The 16062-nt window shown below is 39.0% G+C and carries 13 protein-coding genes; 5 read left to right on the top strand and 8 right to left on the bottom strand.

The annotated features are described in order from the left end of the window. Positions 1-7: 7 nt before the first annotated feature. The 6 genes from DVR12_RS14865 to DVR12_RS14840 form a co-directional block, all read right to left on the bottom strand. Positions 8-1492, bottom strand: coding sequence for a SusD/RagB family nutrient-binding outer membrane lipoprotein (locus DVR12_RS14865; RefSeq protein ID WP_116976581.1), 1485 nt, complete (start codon positions 1490-1492; stop codon positions 8-10). Positions 1493-1512: 20 nt separating this feature from the next. Then, a complete protein-coding gene (locus DVR12_RS14860; RefSeq protein WP_116976580.1) occupies positions 1513-4971 on the bottom strand; it encodes a SusC/RagA family TonB-linked outer membrane protein in 3459 nt (1152 codons plus the stop codon). Between the two features lie 20 nt (positions 4972-4991). Then, positions 4992-5981 carry a FecR family protein gene (locus DVR12_RS14855; protein ID WP_116976579.1) on the bottom strand — a complete coding sequence of 330 codons (990 nt, stop codon included), beginning with the start codon at positions 5979-5981 and terminating at the stop codon, positions 4992-4994. Positions 5982-6058: 77 nt separating this feature from the next. Beyond that, complete coding sequence (locus DVR12_RS14850; protein ID WP_116976578.1) at positions 6059-6655, bottom strand: RNA polymerase sigma factor; 597 nt, start codon at positions 6653-6655, stop codon at positions 6059-6061. Between the two features lie 89 nt (positions 6656-6744). Further along, positions 6745-7689 (bottom strand): dihydrodipicolinate synthase family protein, encoded by a 945-nt coding sequence (locus DVR12_RS14845; protein ID WP_116976577.1) that lies wholly within the window; start codon positions 7687-7689, stop codon positions 6745-6747. Positions 7690-7706: 17 nt separating this feature from the next. After that, complete coding sequence (locus DVR12_RS14840; protein WP_116976576.1) at positions 7707-9233, bottom strand: sodium:solute symporter; 1527 nt, start codon at positions 9231-9233, stop codon at positions 7707-7709. A 142-nt stretch (positions 9234-9375) separates the two neighbouring features. On the opposite strand from DVR12_RS14840, the gene DVR12_RS14835 reads away from it, so the two are divergent. Both DVR12_RS14835 and DVR12_RS14830 read left to right on the top strand, forming a co-directional pair. Beyond that, positions 9376-10248: an AraC family transcriptional regulator gene (locus DVR12_RS14835; RefSeq protein WP_116976575.1), complete on the top strand. Its 873-nt coding sequence runs from the start codon at positions 9376-9378 to the stop codon at positions 10246-10248. 50 nt (positions 10249-10298) lie between these two features. After that, positions 10299-11096 (top strand): glycerophosphodiester phosphodiesterase family protein, encoded by a 798-nt coding sequence (locus tag DVR12_RS14830; RefSeq protein WP_116976574.1) that lies wholly within the window; start codon positions 10299-10301, stop codon positions 11094-11096. Positions 11097-11115: 19 nt separating this feature from the next. Here DVR12_RS14830 and DVR12_RS14825 read toward each other — a convergent pair whose 3' ends face one another. Further along, positions 11116-12009 (bottom strand): hypothetical protein, encoded by an 894-nt coding sequence (locus tag DVR12_RS14825; protein ID WP_116976573.1) that lies wholly within the window; start codon positions 12007-12009, stop codon positions 11116-11118. 195 nt (positions 12010-12204) lie between these two features. Here DVR12_RS14825 and DVR12_RS14820 point away from each other — a divergent pair, with 195 nt between their 5' ends. Beyond that, positions 12205-12804 (top strand): TetR/AcrR family transcriptional regulator, encoded by a 600-nt coding sequence (locus DVR12_RS14820; RefSeq protein ID WP_116976572.1) that lies wholly within the window; start codon positions 12205-12207, stop codon positions 12802-12804. Between the two features lie 2 nt (positions 12805-12806). After that, complete coding sequence (locus tag DVR12_RS14815; RefSeq protein WP_116976571.1) at positions 12807-13946, top strand: FAD-dependent oxidoreductase; 1140 nt, start codon at positions 12807-12809, stop codon at positions 13944-13946. Positions 13947-13999: 53 nt separating this feature from the next. On the opposite strand, the gene DVR12_RS14810 is transcribed toward DVR12_RS14815, so the two are convergent. Beyond that, positions 14000-14908, bottom strand: a complete 909-nt coding sequence (locus tag DVR12_RS14810; RefSeq protein WP_116976570.1) for an NAD(P)/FAD-dependent oxidoreductase — start codon at positions 14906-14908, stop codon at positions 14000-14002. A 175-nt stretch (positions 14909-15083) separates the two neighbouring features. Between DVR12_RS14810 and DVR12_RS14805 the strand changes: the two genes are divergently transcribed. After that, positions 15084-16058, top strand: a complete 975-nt coding sequence (locus DVR12_RS14805) for a YjgN family protein (RefSeq protein ID WP_116976714.1) — start codon at positions 15084-15086, stop codon at positions 16056-16058. Positions 16059-16062: the final 4 nt, after the last annotated feature.

Below are 16062 nucleotides of genomic sequence, written 5' to 3'. Positions count from 1 at the left end.
TAGACACTTATTTCAGGTACCACATGAGGGTGAACTGGTCGTCTTTTCCGAATACAGATACCGCTTTATTATATTGGTCAGCATTATTCGACAGCTCAGATAGTGGATACATATATCTTTTAGGAATTACTTTGAAAGCTGAAACTGGTCCTAATACAAATGCAGGGTAGCCTGTACGACGATGGTCGAACCAACCTTCTGAACCTTTAAGGAAGTTGGATATCCATTTTTGTCCGATCAATTGCTCCAGAGTACCATTGTATATTACAGAAGCCTGTTTGAAGTAATCAGCATTAATAGCAGCCTGTTCTACACCATAGAATCTCATACTTGACTTAATACCTTCTAAGTACAGATCTTCAGCTGTTTTATTAGGAACAGTGACTTTACCAGCCTGTACTACTTCAGCGAGAATAAAGCATACTTCAGAGTAAGTCATCATAGATGCTTTCACAAGAGGACTCTTATCTAGGCTGTATGTGGGATTCAGACGGCTCATAAAACCATTGCCACCATTATAAAGATAAGGCTCCGTAACTGCATTCGGCACTCCTACATAAAGTTTATTATCAACAGTTCTACCATTAAAAGCTGGTTGAGCACTATCTCTTGGAGCAATCCAAACTTGTAAACGTGGGTCGTTACGTTGTAATAAGAAATCTACCACCTCTTTACTTGGCTTACGTTTATCAAATTCAGAATAAGCACCATTTAATGGTCCACCAGGCCAGGAGTTATCTTTAATTGCTCCATAGTAAGGTAATTCTGCATTATCATTATTAGAAATAAAGATTGGATACTTTTGAGGATCATTGATAATCTCCTGCATTTCAGTAAATGCATTGGGATAGTTTTTGGAGATACGTAACAACATCCTCAGTCGCAGAGAGTTTGCAAACTTACGCCATTGAGTATAGTTACCGTTATACATTGGATCATAACTCTTAACCATTTCAATTTTTGTATTGGCTAATTCATCGTTGGCATCTTTCAACTCTTTTAAGAGGGCAGGATATATATCTTTCTGCTGATCATATTTAGGATGCGAATTTCTAGTTTCCTTTAGCTGTAAGGCCTCAGTGTAAGGAATATCGCCATACAGATCTGTAAGGTAAGCGAAATTAAATGCATCAAAAATTTTACCAATAGTTACATATTGAAGCTGCCCCTGCTTGGTAGCCACTTTCATCATTTCATGGTTGGTAGAAAGTCTGGAGAATGTACTACCCCAATCTACTCCTCCCCAGTTGAATTTATCATTCCCTTCATTGAGCACCATTGTAATATATCTGCCGGCAGATGCAGGTTTATCGAAATAGGCATCCTGTTGATAGCCATATGCCGTACCGCTCATGACAGTTGACAGTAAATACTCAGGTTGGGTATTTGTTGATTCGTTCGGGTTAACGTTCATCTGCTCCATCCCCTTGGTACAAGAAGCGAGAACAGCGCCGAACAAAAATAATTTATATAAAATAGGCCTGCGTTGCATAACCGTATAATTAATTTAGTTTAGAAATTGAACCCTAGCTTAAAACCGTAGGAACGTGTATAAGGTAATCCCCAACTCGTAACACCCTGGCTGAGCGCACCATTTGCGACGGAAAATGAGGTTTCCGGATCATATCCAGCATCAGCTGCAGTCCAAGAGAAAAGGTTACGCGCTATAAAAGAAACCGATAAGTTACTTACAGGGAGCTTACCTAATGTTTTCTTTGAGAAGTTATAGGTTAATGATACCTCTCGTAACTTCACATAAGTAGCATCAAAGGTTGAACGTTCTAGAAAATCCCAATAATAATTACCATAGTAGGCTTCTGGGTCTATAACTTCTGTATTCTTTACATATTTTCCAGGACTTTCTTCAACATAACCAGGCATAATTAAACCATCATTGCGACCATTTCCCCAAGGAAGGCCACCGGTTTGAGCATCACGACCAGGAAGAGTTATGGTAGTACGACCATCGCTCAATAAGTTTTTAGCTACATAAGAGAAGAACTGACCGCCCTGGCGCCAGTCTATCAGCATGTTCAGTGCAAAATTCTTATATGTAAACGTATTGCTGAAACCTACCATGAAATCTGGGTTATAGTTACCTATTTTCTTCAAGGCATTCACTTTATTATATTCTCCATTTCCATTTACAATGGCTTCTCCTTTATGTTCTCCTTCTGCAATAGTTTCCCAGGTTTGGGCGTACATATCTCCCATTTGGCCACCTTCCTCTACTCTCATAGAAACACCTTCAACCTTACTAAATTCGAGAGATGGTATTCCTTCAGCCAATTTCAGTACTTTATTACGGTTACGTGTATAGTTTACTGTAGCGTCCCAACGAAATTTGCCCATAACAGGCGTAGCATTCAAGGCGATTTCAAAACCTTTATTCTGAATTTTACCAGCATTCATAACCATATCGCTATAACCAGATGCCATTGTTGTTTTAACATTGATAATCTGGTTTTTATTGATGGTATTATAATAGGTAACATCAAAACCTAAACGGTTCTGGAAGAATCTCACGTCTGCACCAAATTCATAAGAAGTACCTATCAATGGTTTCAGTACATTATTCTTCAGAGTACCACTTATTATTCCACGTTTTATAGTATTCCAATCTTGTCCAAATCCGAAAGTGTTTTCCAATGAATATGGATCAGTATCACCTCCAACCTGAGCGAAATTTCCACGTACTTTAGCAAAAGATAAAGTATTAGACTTCACATTAAACATATCTGATAGAATCAGACTAAGAGAAGCTGAAGGATAGAAATATGAATTACTTCCTATTGGCAAAGTGCTTGACCAATCATTTCTGGCTGTCAGATCCAGGAATGCATAATTACGATAAGCAATCTGTCCCATTCCATAAACACTATTAATACGTTTCTGGAAAATGCTTGATGCGTTTTGGATTGTTCCAGGTACAGCGTTAACGATATTATACAATCCTCTGGTCACAAGATTATCTGATGCTTGTGAAGTACTTCTTCCATATTGATTCATTCTGTTTGCACCAGCTGAAACTGAAACAAACCAATCAGGATCTACATTCTTCTTGTAGCTGATGAGGAAGTCGGTGTTTTGTTCACGGAACATTTCTGTTTCAATACTATATCCGCCAGTTTTATAATTAATTGCACCAAACGGACGTTTACCTTCTCTTAATTCTGAATAATAATCCATACCGGTACGTCCCATGATCGAGAGATCTTTGGTAATCTGATAATCGAGCATTACATTACCGTTCAGACGATCACGATTGTAAGCGTTGGTAAATTCATAAGCTACGAAATATGGGTTATCAGTTTTACTGTTTTGCTGATATTGTTTAATTCCTTCATAACCCGGCATCCAATAGTTTCTCAGCTTTCTCACATCCACATTTGGTGTAATCGTGTAAATGATATTGCTGGCACTGTTTCTGTTGAAAGTAGGTCTGTTATCACTTGAGTTTTTAGCATAACCAACATTGGTACTCACTTTCACCTGAGGATGTAATTGATAGCTCGCAGATAAATTCAGCGTATTTCTTTTCAGGTTTGTATTTGGTACAATACCTTCATTACCGAGATTAGTATAAGAAAGTCTGAAGCTTCCATCTTTATTATTTCCGGTAACAGCTACGTTATTGATGAGTGTAGAACCAGTACGATAAAAATCTTTATATCTGTTTGGATAGGCTACCCAATCAGTAGCAATTTTGTTTCCATTTGCATCAACAGGACTATCCCATTGAACCAGTTTTCTTCCCGTGTTTAAACGAGGTCCCCAAGATGCCTGAGAATCTGTATCATCAGAGCCTTCACTGTCACCAGAACCAAAATCATTCTGGAATTGAGGGAACAAAGCAGCCTTATCAAACATTGCACTACTGTTAACACTTACGCCTAAACCTTTTTTAGCACCAGAACCAGATTTAGTAGTAATGAGAATTACACCATTTAATGCGCGGCTACCATATAAGGCAGATGCACTTGCACCTTTTAATACAGAAACGCTGGCAATATCATCTGGATTAATATCACTGAGTGTACTACCATAATCAACAATAGCATCCTTCTTACCAATGTTTTGTTTAGGCGAACGGTTACCTGAAGAAATAGGCACTCCATCTACTACATAGAGTGGCTGATTCTGAGAAGAAAGAGAGCTTTGGCCTCGGATCGTAACTAAAATACTACCTCCAGGGTCTGAGCTGGCGCTTCTTACGTTTACACCAGCAACCTTACCAGATAAAGCACTTACAACGTTTACTTCTTTAACAGTACTTACTGCATCACCTTTCAGTGTAGCAATAGAATAACCTAAAGCTTTTTCTGAACGTTTGATACCTAATGCAGTTACAACCACCCCATCCAGACTACGAACATCGGAAGTAAGTTTTATCTGCAGGCTACTGCTATTAGCAGTTACTTCCTTAGATTGATATCCTACAGAACGGAATACCAGAACAGATTTGTTAGTGGCAACGTTGATAGAAAAATGTCCATCAGCATCAGTGGCAGTACCGTTTGTAGTACCTTTTTCGTTAACGCTTACACCTGGTAGAGGGGCGTTATTTTCATCAGTGACAATACCTTTTACAATAACAGCAACTGTAGTTGCTTCTTTTACAATAGTGGTAACAGGGCGAATAGCGAAATCGTGATCACTGAGTTTAACAGCAGATAAACCCAGAGGAGATAATATTTTGTTTAGTTGTGGCTCGAGTTTTCCTTCTGCAACTCGTAATGATTTAGCGGATACTAATTTGTCGGCGATCTGTGAAGAGGCATAGTTGAAGCTGACATGGTAGTTAGCTTCCAGATCGGAAAGCAATTGTTGAAGTGGAATACTGCCGGTTTCGCGAGGAGCCTCTCCCCCTCTTACCATTGCTTGCTGTGCCGAGAGTTGGTTGGTGGACAGCAACAGCAATAACAGCGCAGCTCTCCATGGAGCGTAAAGCTTCGTAAAGCTCATTTGCATAACTGTAAATTTTAAAAAATTTATTCAAACAGGATCATTAAGTCATTCTTTTTCATCTTCAGCTGATGTACTGTAGCAATGGCCGATAATAACAGCATTGGATCGTCAGTTGAACAAGAGCCGGTAAACAGCAGACCTTCTAATTTTTTGTTTCCGAACTTAATCTGATAACCGTATATATCTTTTAAGTCTTGTGCGATCTTACTCAGCGCAAGATCTGTATATACTAATCGATGTTCTTTCCAGGCAGTTAGTTGCATAGGATTTTCGTGTATGCGTTGGTGTTGCCCGTTTGCTATTCTCATCATATCGCCTGGTTGCATATCCAGGCTATCATTCAATACAATTTTCCCTTCTTCCAATAATACTTTTACTTCTTCATGCCTGTTATAGACATTGAATGCTGTGCCTTTTACTTCTATAGTCGCCTGTGGCATTTGAACGCGGAATTTAGGATGCAATTGAGCGGGTGATTTGGTTACATTAAAGTAGGCCTCTCCATCCAGCATTACTGTTCTTACATTTTCCCTTGTCCATTTTTTAGGATAGGATAATGAAGAATTAGCATTTAATTGCACCGTAGAGCCATCAGGCAGTTTTACGATTTTGGTTTCTCCGAATTTTGTTTGAACTATTGCTATCTCTATGGCCTGAGTGGATTGTTTTCGGAAATACCATCCACCTGCCAGTATTAATAATGCAGTTGAAGCTGCAGCGGCATAGAACCATCTGCTCCTTAAATATCCACTATTTTTTTTAGCGACATTCTCGTTGAGCAGCTGATCAATTTGAAATTTTATAATGGCCATTTCTTCTACAGTGGCCTCATTGGTTTGAAATTGCAATGCTTGCACCAATGCTCTGGCTTCCATCACTATTCCTTCTTTATCAGGATTAGCAGCGAGCCAGTTCTCCCAAAACCTTGCTACAACCGATCTATCTTCCAGAACCCAGGCACGAAAGGAGGCATCCGCAGCAAAATCTGCTGCGTCGTAATCACCATAGTTCATAATTAGTTCTTATACCTATAAGAGACTAACGACTATACAAATGCCCTCAGGAAATTGAAACTTTTTTTAACTTTTTTTTAGCGAAACAATAAAACTGCTTCATCCTGCATTAATAACTCTTTAAGTTCGGCCAGCGCTCTATATATTAAAGTACGTGCATACTTTACTTCTTTCATTTCCATAATACCCGCAATATCATCATAGGTAAGATTTTCATAAAACCTGAGATAAATTGCTTCTTTCTGTCTTGGTGTTAAGGAATCGATTCGTTGCTGCAACAATTTCGATGTTTGTTCGGCATGTTGGCGATTGATTAATGCATGCTCGGGAGATAATTCCAGCGTAAATAAAGAAGCGGCACTTTCATCTATTTTAGTGGGTAATAGTGCCGCTTTATCTAAATATCGGAATAGTTTTCTCCTTGCGGAAACTATCAGGTAGCTTTTAAGATTTGAGGGGAGCGACAATCCTTCACGTTGCAGAAATAATTGTGAAAAGAAATCCTGCAGCATATCCTTCACCAGACCACGATCAGCTGTAAAGCGAATACAGTAACGAAACAACATTGGAAAATAACGCCTGTAGATTTCTCCAAAGGCTTCCCTGTCCCCCTGACAAAGTTTTGTCCAGAGTTCCTGATCATTCTGTCCTGCATAATATAGGCTGGTCGTCATCTATAATGTGAATTAGGAATAAGGATTGTTCTCTAAACTACACATTGCCGGGCTCCCAACATCACGTCTTTCTAAAAAATAACAGCGAATTAATGTTGCGGCAAAGCAGCTCCTTGTACAGGCTGTATTTGCAACTTATCACACCAACCCAGGAAATCGCGATGGATTTGCTGTAAAGTTTGTTTCTGCTCGGGCGTCAATTCCAGTGCGTGCGCACGGCTAATAGTGCGTACGGGGAAGCCTCTTAATTGAAGAAAATACTTTGCACTCATAGGGTATGCCACGTGAATAAGTGGATCAACTCTTCTGAGTTCTGATTGAATCCAATTAACTTCCTCTTGTTTATTTACATCTAATACATTTTTACATAGCCATACAAGTATTTCAGGATAAAAATTTCCTGAAATAGAGGACATACCTGCCGCTCCCATTTGCATAGAAGGAACTGCATTAGGCGTATGAGCATCATAAAACTCCAGTCGGCTTCCGGCTACTACATCCAATTTTGCTTTTACCTGATCTACATTGCAGGAAGTGTCTTTATGGTAGATAAGACGATTGGTTGATAATAACGTTTTTAAGATTGCTGGTGTAATTACACGCTTATAAGGCGCAGGACATTCATAAAGTCCTAAAGGGATATTTCCCGTCTGCGAAAATAACTGATCAAATCTTTCTAACAAAATATCATCTGACTCATCAACATTTGCAAAATGTCCTGTAATCATAATTACACTGTCAACACCTGTATCATATATCTTTTTTGTAAAAATGGATTTATCATTAATAGTAAGACCAAATGAACCAGTAGCTACAACAGGAACCCGGCCGTTTACATAGCGTACTACATGTTGTGTTAGTTCCAGACGTTCATCTTCGCTGATGCTATACATTTCAGATGATAAACAATTAGCAAAGAATCCCTCTACTCCAGCTTCCAGGTAAAAATCCACCAACGCCTCCACCGCGCCAAGATCTATCTGCGCTTTCAGATTAAAAGGGGTGATCATCACCGGAACAAATTTCTTTTGCATAAACAACGGGTTTAATTTCAAGAAGTTTTTAGACGTTGCATGCGTGCAAGCAGCATACCCGTCAGAAATATAGATAGTGTACCAATTACAATAATCATGTTCACGTGCAACGGATTTCTGAGTCGCTCTAAATTTGCTGGTAAATATTTCGATAATGACATCCACAAAATCACCAGCATCCCAATCATTGTTGCCCCTACAGCCGCCGCATTTCGGGTTTTAGACAGAATTCCCAGCAAGAATAATCCCAGCATCCCTCCTGCAAAAATCCCTGACAATTCCCACCAGATATCCAGGATACTCTTTACGCCGATCATGGCAATACCAAAACCTATTGCTAGTAATCCCACGACCGTTGTACTTATATATAATACCCTCATCTCTTTTTTAGGAGTAACAGCCGGATCTATATATCGTTGATAAATATCTTTCAGAAATACGGTTGCCGCACTATTCATACCACTGCTCACAGTGCTCATGGCGGCCGATAATATTGCGGCCACAATTAAGCCCAGTATTCCTTTCGGCACTTTCATCACCATAAACCAGGGCAATACTTTATCGCCATAATCTGCCGGCAACAGTGTATCGATAGCTACTCCCCGTTCTGTGGCAACCTGTTGTTTTACAGCCATAATTACATCAGGATGCTGTTGCACATAGGCAAATAAAGAAGTACCTATAAAGAAGAAAAGCAAACTAACAGGCACATACCAGTATACACATAACCAGATACTTCTTTTTGCTTCCTTCTCGGATCGGGCGGTATGGTATCTTTGTACATAGTTCTGATCCATCCCGAAATTATTCAGGTTGATAAAGAAACCATATAATAACACCACCCAGAAGGTTGACGAGCCAAAATCAGACAGGCTATAGCTCCCCAAAGAAAACTTTCCTTCCTGCATACCGATTTTGAATATATCAGATACACCATTATCCATCCCCGCTATTACTAACCATAAAATGATGGCAGCACCAATTGTTTTAATAATTCCCTGTAATACTTCCGTCCAAATCACAGCTTCCATTCCACCTAATACAGTATATACTATAATACATATACCTGTTATGAGCATTATAGTACGCATATCGATTCCTGTTAATGCCTCCAGCGCCAATGCTACACCAAAAAACACACTACCCATACGCGCTAACTGAGTCAGGATAAAGCACACCATAGCATAGGTTCTGGCCCAGGGGCCGAATCTGTGTTCGAGATGTGTATAGGCACTTACTTCTCCGCTACTCCTATAAAATGGCACAAAATACTTAGCTGCAAAGAAGGCAGCGGCTGGCATAGACAAACTAAAAACGAAGGAATTCCAGTTAGTACCAAAGGCTTTTCCGGGTACTCCTAAAAAAGTATTACTGCTTAAAAATGTAGCATACAACGAAAGTCCTAACGCCCAACCAGGAATATTTCCAGAAGCTGTTGTAAATTGTGACGCATTCCTTTTCTTCCTTGAAAACCACACACCTACCAGGATCATACAAATCAGGTAAGTGGCAATCACTGCCAGGTCAATTAATGGCAACTGCATATCCGGTTACTATTGGTTGATAAATGATTTCAAAACGTGGGCAGAAATATAAATCTCTGCTACTCTAGTGCGAAGATGGATAAATTCGCCGAGTTAAAAAATGTTGAATGTTATGAAAAGAATGGCATAAATTACTGTAACCATGAGCCAACAAATTAATGCAACAGCTGCCTGGATTCTTCCGGAACATTTAAAACGCAGGCTGGAAAAGCATCCACTAGGGAAAAACTTATTCATTACTGCAATGGGCCTGTATCCGGAACAGGCGCCGCAATCCTTAAATGAGCCAACAGGAATTGCATCCTATACATTATTATATGTAGCACATGGAAAAGGATGGCTCGAATCTGGTAAAAATAAATTAGCCATAAAAGCCAATCAATATGTATTGCTGCCTAATTATATATCCTTTCATGCATGGCCTTCAGTTGAAACACCATGGAGAATTTACGTAGTACAGTTTTCCGGCCTGCTGGCATCAGAGATTTACAATTATCTCGATACCTCACTGAAGCCACATACAATTCCTCCACTGGTAGGCAGAAACGCTCAATTTGATGATATACTTCATCATCTCGATCTGATGAATAACATTGAAAATCTTTTATACGCTAATTTCCGTTTCTATAGCTTTCTTGGAACGTTCAGGCTTACCGTTTTCAATTACATGAAAAAAGGAGCAGATAATATAATAGAACAGTGTATTCAGATCATGAAACAAAAACTTGATCAACATTTAACATTGGCCGATTTATCACAAGCTACCTGCTTATCTGCCTCCTACCTGTCTGCTATTTTTAAAGAGAAAACGAAGTACTCTCCCATCCAGCTATTTACTTCTTTACGTATGCAAAAAGCAAGTCAGTTGCTAAAAAGCACCCGATTATCCGTCAAAGAAATCGGAAGCGAAATGGGGTATCCGGATCAATATACCTTTAGTAGATCTTTTAAACTAGTTATGGGGGTATCTCCTAAAACATTCAGAGAAAAATTAGAGCAAACAGGAAAGCGCTAGTAATTTTATATATCTTTATCGCTCACGCCTATTCCAAAAACTTTATAGCAATGAAGAGAATTGCAATTTCCTGTACCCTTGTATTATTAAGTCTTTCTACTCTTAAAGCACAGCAATTACCAGCAACTAAAAATAAGCTTGTTGTAATTGCACATAGGGGTAATCATGTTACGGTACCAGAAAACACTACTGCAGCAATAGAAGCTACTATTGCCTGCGGTGCAGACTATGCAGAAATTGATTTACGTACAACCAAAGACGGTGAACTTATATTGATGCATGATGCTACAGTTAACAGAACAACAGATGGACAAGGAAAAGTTTCTGATCTTACTTTTGAAGAAATTAAAAAGTTGAATATTAAAAGTAAGGATGGTAAACAATATACAGTACCTACCTTTAAGGAAGTCCTGGCTGCCTGTAAAGGGAGACTGAATATTTATCTTGATTTCAAAGATGCAGATGTAGCCACCACCTGGCAGCAGATCAAAGCTGCAGGTATGGAAAAAAGAGTAGTTGTATATCTTAATGCGCCTGAACAATATGGTGCCTGGAAAAGTGTAGCGCCAAAGGTTCCTCTGATGAGTAGTTTGCCAGATGAAGTTAAAACCGCAGCAGAACTTCAGGATTTTCTTGGTAAATTCCAATTAGCCGTTATCGATAATATTTCAGATCAATCACTGCTGGAAGTAACAAAGAAAAACAAAGTATCTGTTTGGTTAGATGTTCAATCTTCCAAAGAAGGACCTGAATGGTGGGATACAGCATTAAAAACAAAGATTCAGGGATTACAAAGCGATCATCCCGCCCAATTAGTAGAGTACCTTAAACTGAAGCAACGGCGATAAAATGTATTACCAGAGTGGATTACTCTGGCTGATATACTTCCGCAATTATTTTCCAGCCTTCGGGTTCATTTCTCCAGATCTGAACAAAATATCCTTCTTCCGCAGGAACCGCAGAGCGATGATGTACTTTTATTCTACCATAATAGAAGTACATCTCGCCCGAAGGAGCTTTTTTTCCTCCAAGTATTTTATAGTTTACTGAACTGATATCTTCCTTCATAAGATATTTATAAACGCTCTCTTTTTCCCGTAAAAATGGATAGTTAGGCCTTACCAGCAAAACAGTGGCCGATAAATTTAATTGATAGGCAGTCAATGGTACATTATTGATCTTTTTATTAAATAATTCAAATGCCGTTTGTGGTGAAGTATTATTGATGGCAGGTGGATTATTATTTATACTTCTAAACAGATTGGTATCTGCCATTGGCATTCTTAACAACGATGCTGTATCTTTTGTATGCCTTACTCCCCCATCCAGCTGTAGCCTGAATTCTCCTTTCAGGTCTCTCATCCAGATACTGAAGAAATAACCCGTACTTTTTGTGTGGTCTTTTCTCGTGTATTCGTACCAATAAGGCCCACAGGTAAACCCAAGATCTCCGGCAGCAGTAACCCTTGCATATGAAGGATACCAGCTAAGATGCTGTGCGGTATCGACACCCATTTGACGGTATAAGTCAACTCCCTTAACCGGTTGGCCAGCGGAGAAAAGAATAGCTCCTGTATCCATTACACTTAAAAATGCCTGCTTAATATTCGTTTCAGCAGCTTGCCTTGCAAACTGATTTTCTGTTGCAATCAGTTGCTGCAGATGTGAAGACTGTGGATTTTGAAGAACGAAGCATAAGGTCAAAGATGTGATAAAGAGAATTCCGGTATAGGAGATTACCCTAACTAAAGTGGGCTTCATTTTTTTAATATCAATTTGCCTTATAAAAATGAATTCTTCAAACTATAAAGACGAACAACATAGTAATGGCGACAGAAGGCATCCCGCGCTTATTCTTCAAAAGAAATATTCAAAATAAATTAATAATCAATCAATTATAAAAATATTTTGTAAGTAAATAAACATTTACTTACTTTGTATCTATAATATAAATGCATGAGACCTAAGAATCTGGAAAAAGAACAGGCGATTAAGTCGGTGGCCTTACAATTAATTGCGGAAGAAGGATTGGAAAACCTCAGTATGCAAAAGTTGGCAAAAGCGGCTAACATATCTCCCCGCACTATTTATCTGAAATATGCAGATAAAGATGATTTGCTGATTAAGCTTTATATAGAAGAAGTATTAGGAGCATATGAAGCGGCAATTACTGAAGGTTTGCATGATAACATGACTTTTGAAGAAGGTGTAAAACATATTTGGATGAAGAGTTTTGAATATTATAAGACCAATCAGCCTGCCTTTGCACTGATGCTATATGGAAAGTCTTCTCCCCTGCTAAACAAAGCCTTTCAGGAAATGAATATTAAAGAAGGGCAATACTTTGCACCAATACACCAATTCCTGGAACTGCAAGTAAAGAAAGGAAAGATTAAAGACTTCCCATTTACGGTTCAGAGAGCTTTATTATTTGCGCCACTTACTGATTTAATAAACGAATATTTCGAACACATAAACCGATCCGGTCAACCTGTTACCCCACAGATACTGATGGCAGCCTGCGAAACGGTGATTGACGGACTTTTAAAAAAATAACTATGAAACTTATAACAGATAAAACTATCGCCATTGTTGGCGGAGGACCGGGAGGTCTTACACTTGCCCGATTATTACAAATGAAAGGTGCTAAAGTAAAAGTATTTGAGCGGGATGAGTATAGGCATGTAAGAGTGCAGGGAGCAACGTTAGACCTGCATGAAGAGTCGGGCCTGGCAGCTCTTGAAGCAGCCGGATTAATGAATGCTTTCAAGGAAAACTACAGGCCAGGTGCCGATTACATCAGAATTGCGGATCAGAATGCGACTATAATTTACGATGAGCATCAAACTATAAAAGAAACAGACAGACCGGAAATAGACAGAGGTCCATTAAGAACAATATTGCTGGATTCACTTTCATCGGATTCTGTTGTATGGGATAGTTATCTTATCAATCTGCAACCGCATGGCGAAAGCTGGGAACTTCAGTTTAAAAATGGGAACAAAGAAATTGCGGATATAGTAATTGCGGCAGATGGAGCCAATTCAAAGATCAGACCGGCGATTACTTCCATTACTCCGGTTTATTCGGGTGTTACCATTATAGAAGGAAGCGTTTACAATGCAGCAGATACCATTCCTGAAATTAATGACCTCGTGAAAGGAGGTAAAGTATTTGCGATGGGCAACGAGCAAACACTTATCATTAGCAGTAAAGGAGATGGAAGCCTCACCTACTATATTGGCTTTAATGCCAGGGCCGACTGGCATCTGAAAAGCTGTCCAGATTTATCTGATAATCAGGCTGTAAGTACATGGTTTAAAACACATTTCCCAACCTGGTCTGAATTCTGGCTTCCATTATTTGAACATGCAGCTACACCATTTGTTGTACGGCCATTAATGGGTATGCCAACGGATCAGACATGGGAAACTGCAAATAACCTGACTATGCTGGGCGATGCGGCACATCTCATGCCACCTTATGCAGGAGAGGGAGTGAATATGGCCATGCAGGATGCACTGGAGCTAAGTAACTGCTTAACAAATGATCAGTTTACCAGCGTACATGCTGCATTAAAATATTATGAGGAAAAGATGCTTGAAAGAACAAGAGAAATTGCTCAGATTTCAGTGGATCAAACTATTGCATTGCATTCAAAAGGAGCAATAGAACATATGATGGGTATTATCAGCTAAATTATATTATATGGTTGCCGGGTTCCCTTGCCGGCAACCAAGAAGTATATTACTTAAAAATCCTCCAGCAATAAATCTCTGTTGATGCTTGCTCCGGCTTTAGTTCCTGCACCTACAGCGATGGAAACGGCTCTGAACATATTACTGTTATCCCCTGCCGCATAAATTCCTGGTACCGATGTATGATTGAGTTCATCTACTACTATCAACCCATTCTTACCTATTTCACACCCCAGCGCTTCCGGGATTGAAGAATGTTGTGAAGGCTCAGCTCTGATAAACACAGCGTTTAATGGAATAGTATCTCCGTCTGCCAGTGTTACAGCATTCATGTAACCATCTTTGTGTAAAATCTCTTTAACTGGTGTTTCGAGTACCTTTACCTGATGTCTGGCAATCGCCTTTAATTGTTCTTCAGTTAGCATTGATGGTCCATTAGTTAGCAAAATCAGGTCTTTACTCCAACCCAGGAGCAGCTCTACAAAATGCATAGCCATATCGCCATTTGCTATAATTCCTAAGGGAATATCCCTTACTTCGTAACCGTGGCAATAAGGACAATGGATCAATGAAATACCCCAACATTCCTTAAAACCTGGCAGATCCGGTAATGTATCTTTTATTCCGGTTGTAAACAGTACTTTCCTGGTAGTAATGGTTCCATTGTTTTGAGTTTGAACGTCAAAACGTTTATCTGAAGGAATTACATCAATAGCTAAATCTTCCAATAGTTTCACCGTTTCATATTGCAAAACCTGTTGCAAGGCCTTCTCCTTAATAACTGCCGGTTTTTCACCGTCCTGTGTAATAAAATTGTGCGAATGAGGGGTTTGTTTATTACAAGGCTGATTACTATCTATGATTAATACCCGTTTTCGCGCTCTTCCCAATGCCATGGCGGCAGATAAACCAGCAAAACTTCCACCAACTATAATTGCATCATAAGACTCCTGTACACTCATTGATTACTAATTTAAGAATTACATAAATGATCGGAGCAAATATAGAACTAAAATGCAACAATGTTGCATTTTAAAGTCATTTTTTAAACATTCAATAATAAGGGGCGAATAAAATATTGAGAAAAAATCAATATTATTGTTTTTTGTAACCAAAAAATTAACCTATAACAAACCTATGCAACAAGTCTATTCGGCTACCCCGCCAAAAGATCTGATCAATCAGCCAAAACTGAATTTTATTGGAAGCGGTGGTACTTATTTCGGAATTTTAATTGTGAATGCGCTTTTATGTATGGTCACTCTAGGGCTATACTATCCATGGGCTAAAGCTAAAAAACTGGATTATCTGTACTCTTCCACTGAACTGGAAAAGTCGGGCTTTACCTGGAGCGGTACCGGAAATGAAATGTTTAAAGGCTTTATTAAAGCGATTGGATTAATCATTGCCCTGGTAGTACTCAACATTACACTGGCCAGCCTTGTGCATAAGGCAGTTGGAGCTATCGTTTACTTTGTTGGAATAATGGTAATCATTCCTCTGGCTATTCATGGATCATTGCGTTACCGCTTTTCAAGAACTTCCTGGAGAGGAATCAGATTCGGATACCGTGGTGACAGAAATGTATTCTTCAAAATGTTTTTGAAAGAAATGTTTCTGACCATTATTACTGCTGGAATCTATGGCTCCTGGATGATAATGAAAATTCGTAACTACGTAATTGGCAATCTTAAATTTGGCAGTGCCGAATTTTCATATAAGGGAGATGGATGGGAGTTTTTTGTTTTAAACATTAAAGGATATTTCCTTACTCTCATTACTTTAGGTATCTATGGTTTCTGGTGGCAAGCAGATCTTTTCAAATATTATATCGATAACCTGAAAATGGTACATGGCGATAAAAGCTACAATTTCCGCTCTACTGCCACAGGTGGTAAATTTGCCGGTGTACTCATTCTGAACTTAATCATTATCATTTTTACACTGGGCTTTGGTTTTGCATGGGCGCAGATAAACCTCTTTAAATTCATAGCAGAGAATATAGCAATTGATGGTGATATTCAGCTTGAAGAACTTTCTCAAACTGAAGAAGAGTATAGCAACGCTATGGGTGAGGATTTGGTTGATTTTCTTGACATTAGCATCATCTAAGTAA

The sequence above is a fragment of the Chitinophaga silvatica genome (assembly GCF_003419895.1).
Classification (GTDB): domain Bacteria; phylum Bacteroidota; class Bacteroidia; order Chitinophagales; family Chitinophagaceae; genus Chitinophaga; species Chitinophaga silvatica.
Note: the sequence above shows the minus strand (reverse complement) of the source record. Positions and strands in the feature narration are given on the sequence as shown.

Coding starts and splice junctions, on each gene's coding strand:
- DVR12_RS14865 (WP_116976581.1), bottom strand. CDS start 1,492: ATGCAACGCAGGCCTATTTTATATAAATTATTTTTGTTCGGCGCTGTT.
- DVR12_RS14860 (WP_116976580.1), bottom strand. CDS start 4,971: ATGCAAATGAGCTTTACGAAGCTTTACGCTCCATGGAGAGCTGCGCTG.
- DVR12_RS14855 (WP_116976579.1), bottom strand. CDS start 5,981: ATGAACTATGGTGATTACGACGCAGCAGATTTTGCTGCGGATGCCTCC.
- DVR12_RS14850 (WP_116976578.1), bottom strand. CDS start 6,655: ATGACGACCAGCCTATATTATGCAGGACAGAATGATCAGGAACTCTGG.
- DVR12_RS14845 (WP_116976577.1), bottom strand. CDS start 7,689: ATGCAAAAGAAATTTGTTCCGGTGATGATCACCCCTTTTAATCTGAAA.
- DVR12_RS14840 (WP_116976576.1), bottom strand. CDS start 9,233: ATGCAGTTGCCATTAATTGACCTGGCAGTGATTGCCACTTACCTGATT.
- DVR12_RS14835 (WP_116976575.1), top strand. CDS start 9,376: ATGAGCCAACAAATTAATGCAACAGCTGCCTGGATTCTTCCGGAACAT.
- DVR12_RS14830 (WP_116976574.1), top strand. CDS start 10,299: ATGAAGAGAATTGCAATTTCCTGTACCCTTGTATTATTAAGTCTTTCT.
- DVR12_RS14825 (WP_116976573.1), bottom strand. CDS start 12,009: ATGAAGCCCACTTTAGTTAGGGTAATCTCCTATACCGGAATTCTCTTT.
- DVR12_RS14820 (WP_116976572.1), top strand. CDS start 12,205: ATGAGACCTAAGAATCTGGAAAAAGAACAGGCGATTAAGTCGGTGGCC.
- DVR12_RS14815 (WP_116976571.1), top strand. CDS start 12,807: ATGAAACTTATAACAGATAAAACTATCGCCATTGTTGGCGGAGGACCG.
- DVR12_RS14810 (WP_116976570.1), bottom strand. CDS start 14,908: ATGAGTGTACAGGAGTCTTATGATGCAATTATAGTTGGTGGAAGTTTT.
- DVR12_RS14805 (WP_116976714.1), top strand. CDS start 15,084: ATGCAACAAGTCTATTCGGCTACCCCGCCAAAAGATCTGATCAATCAG.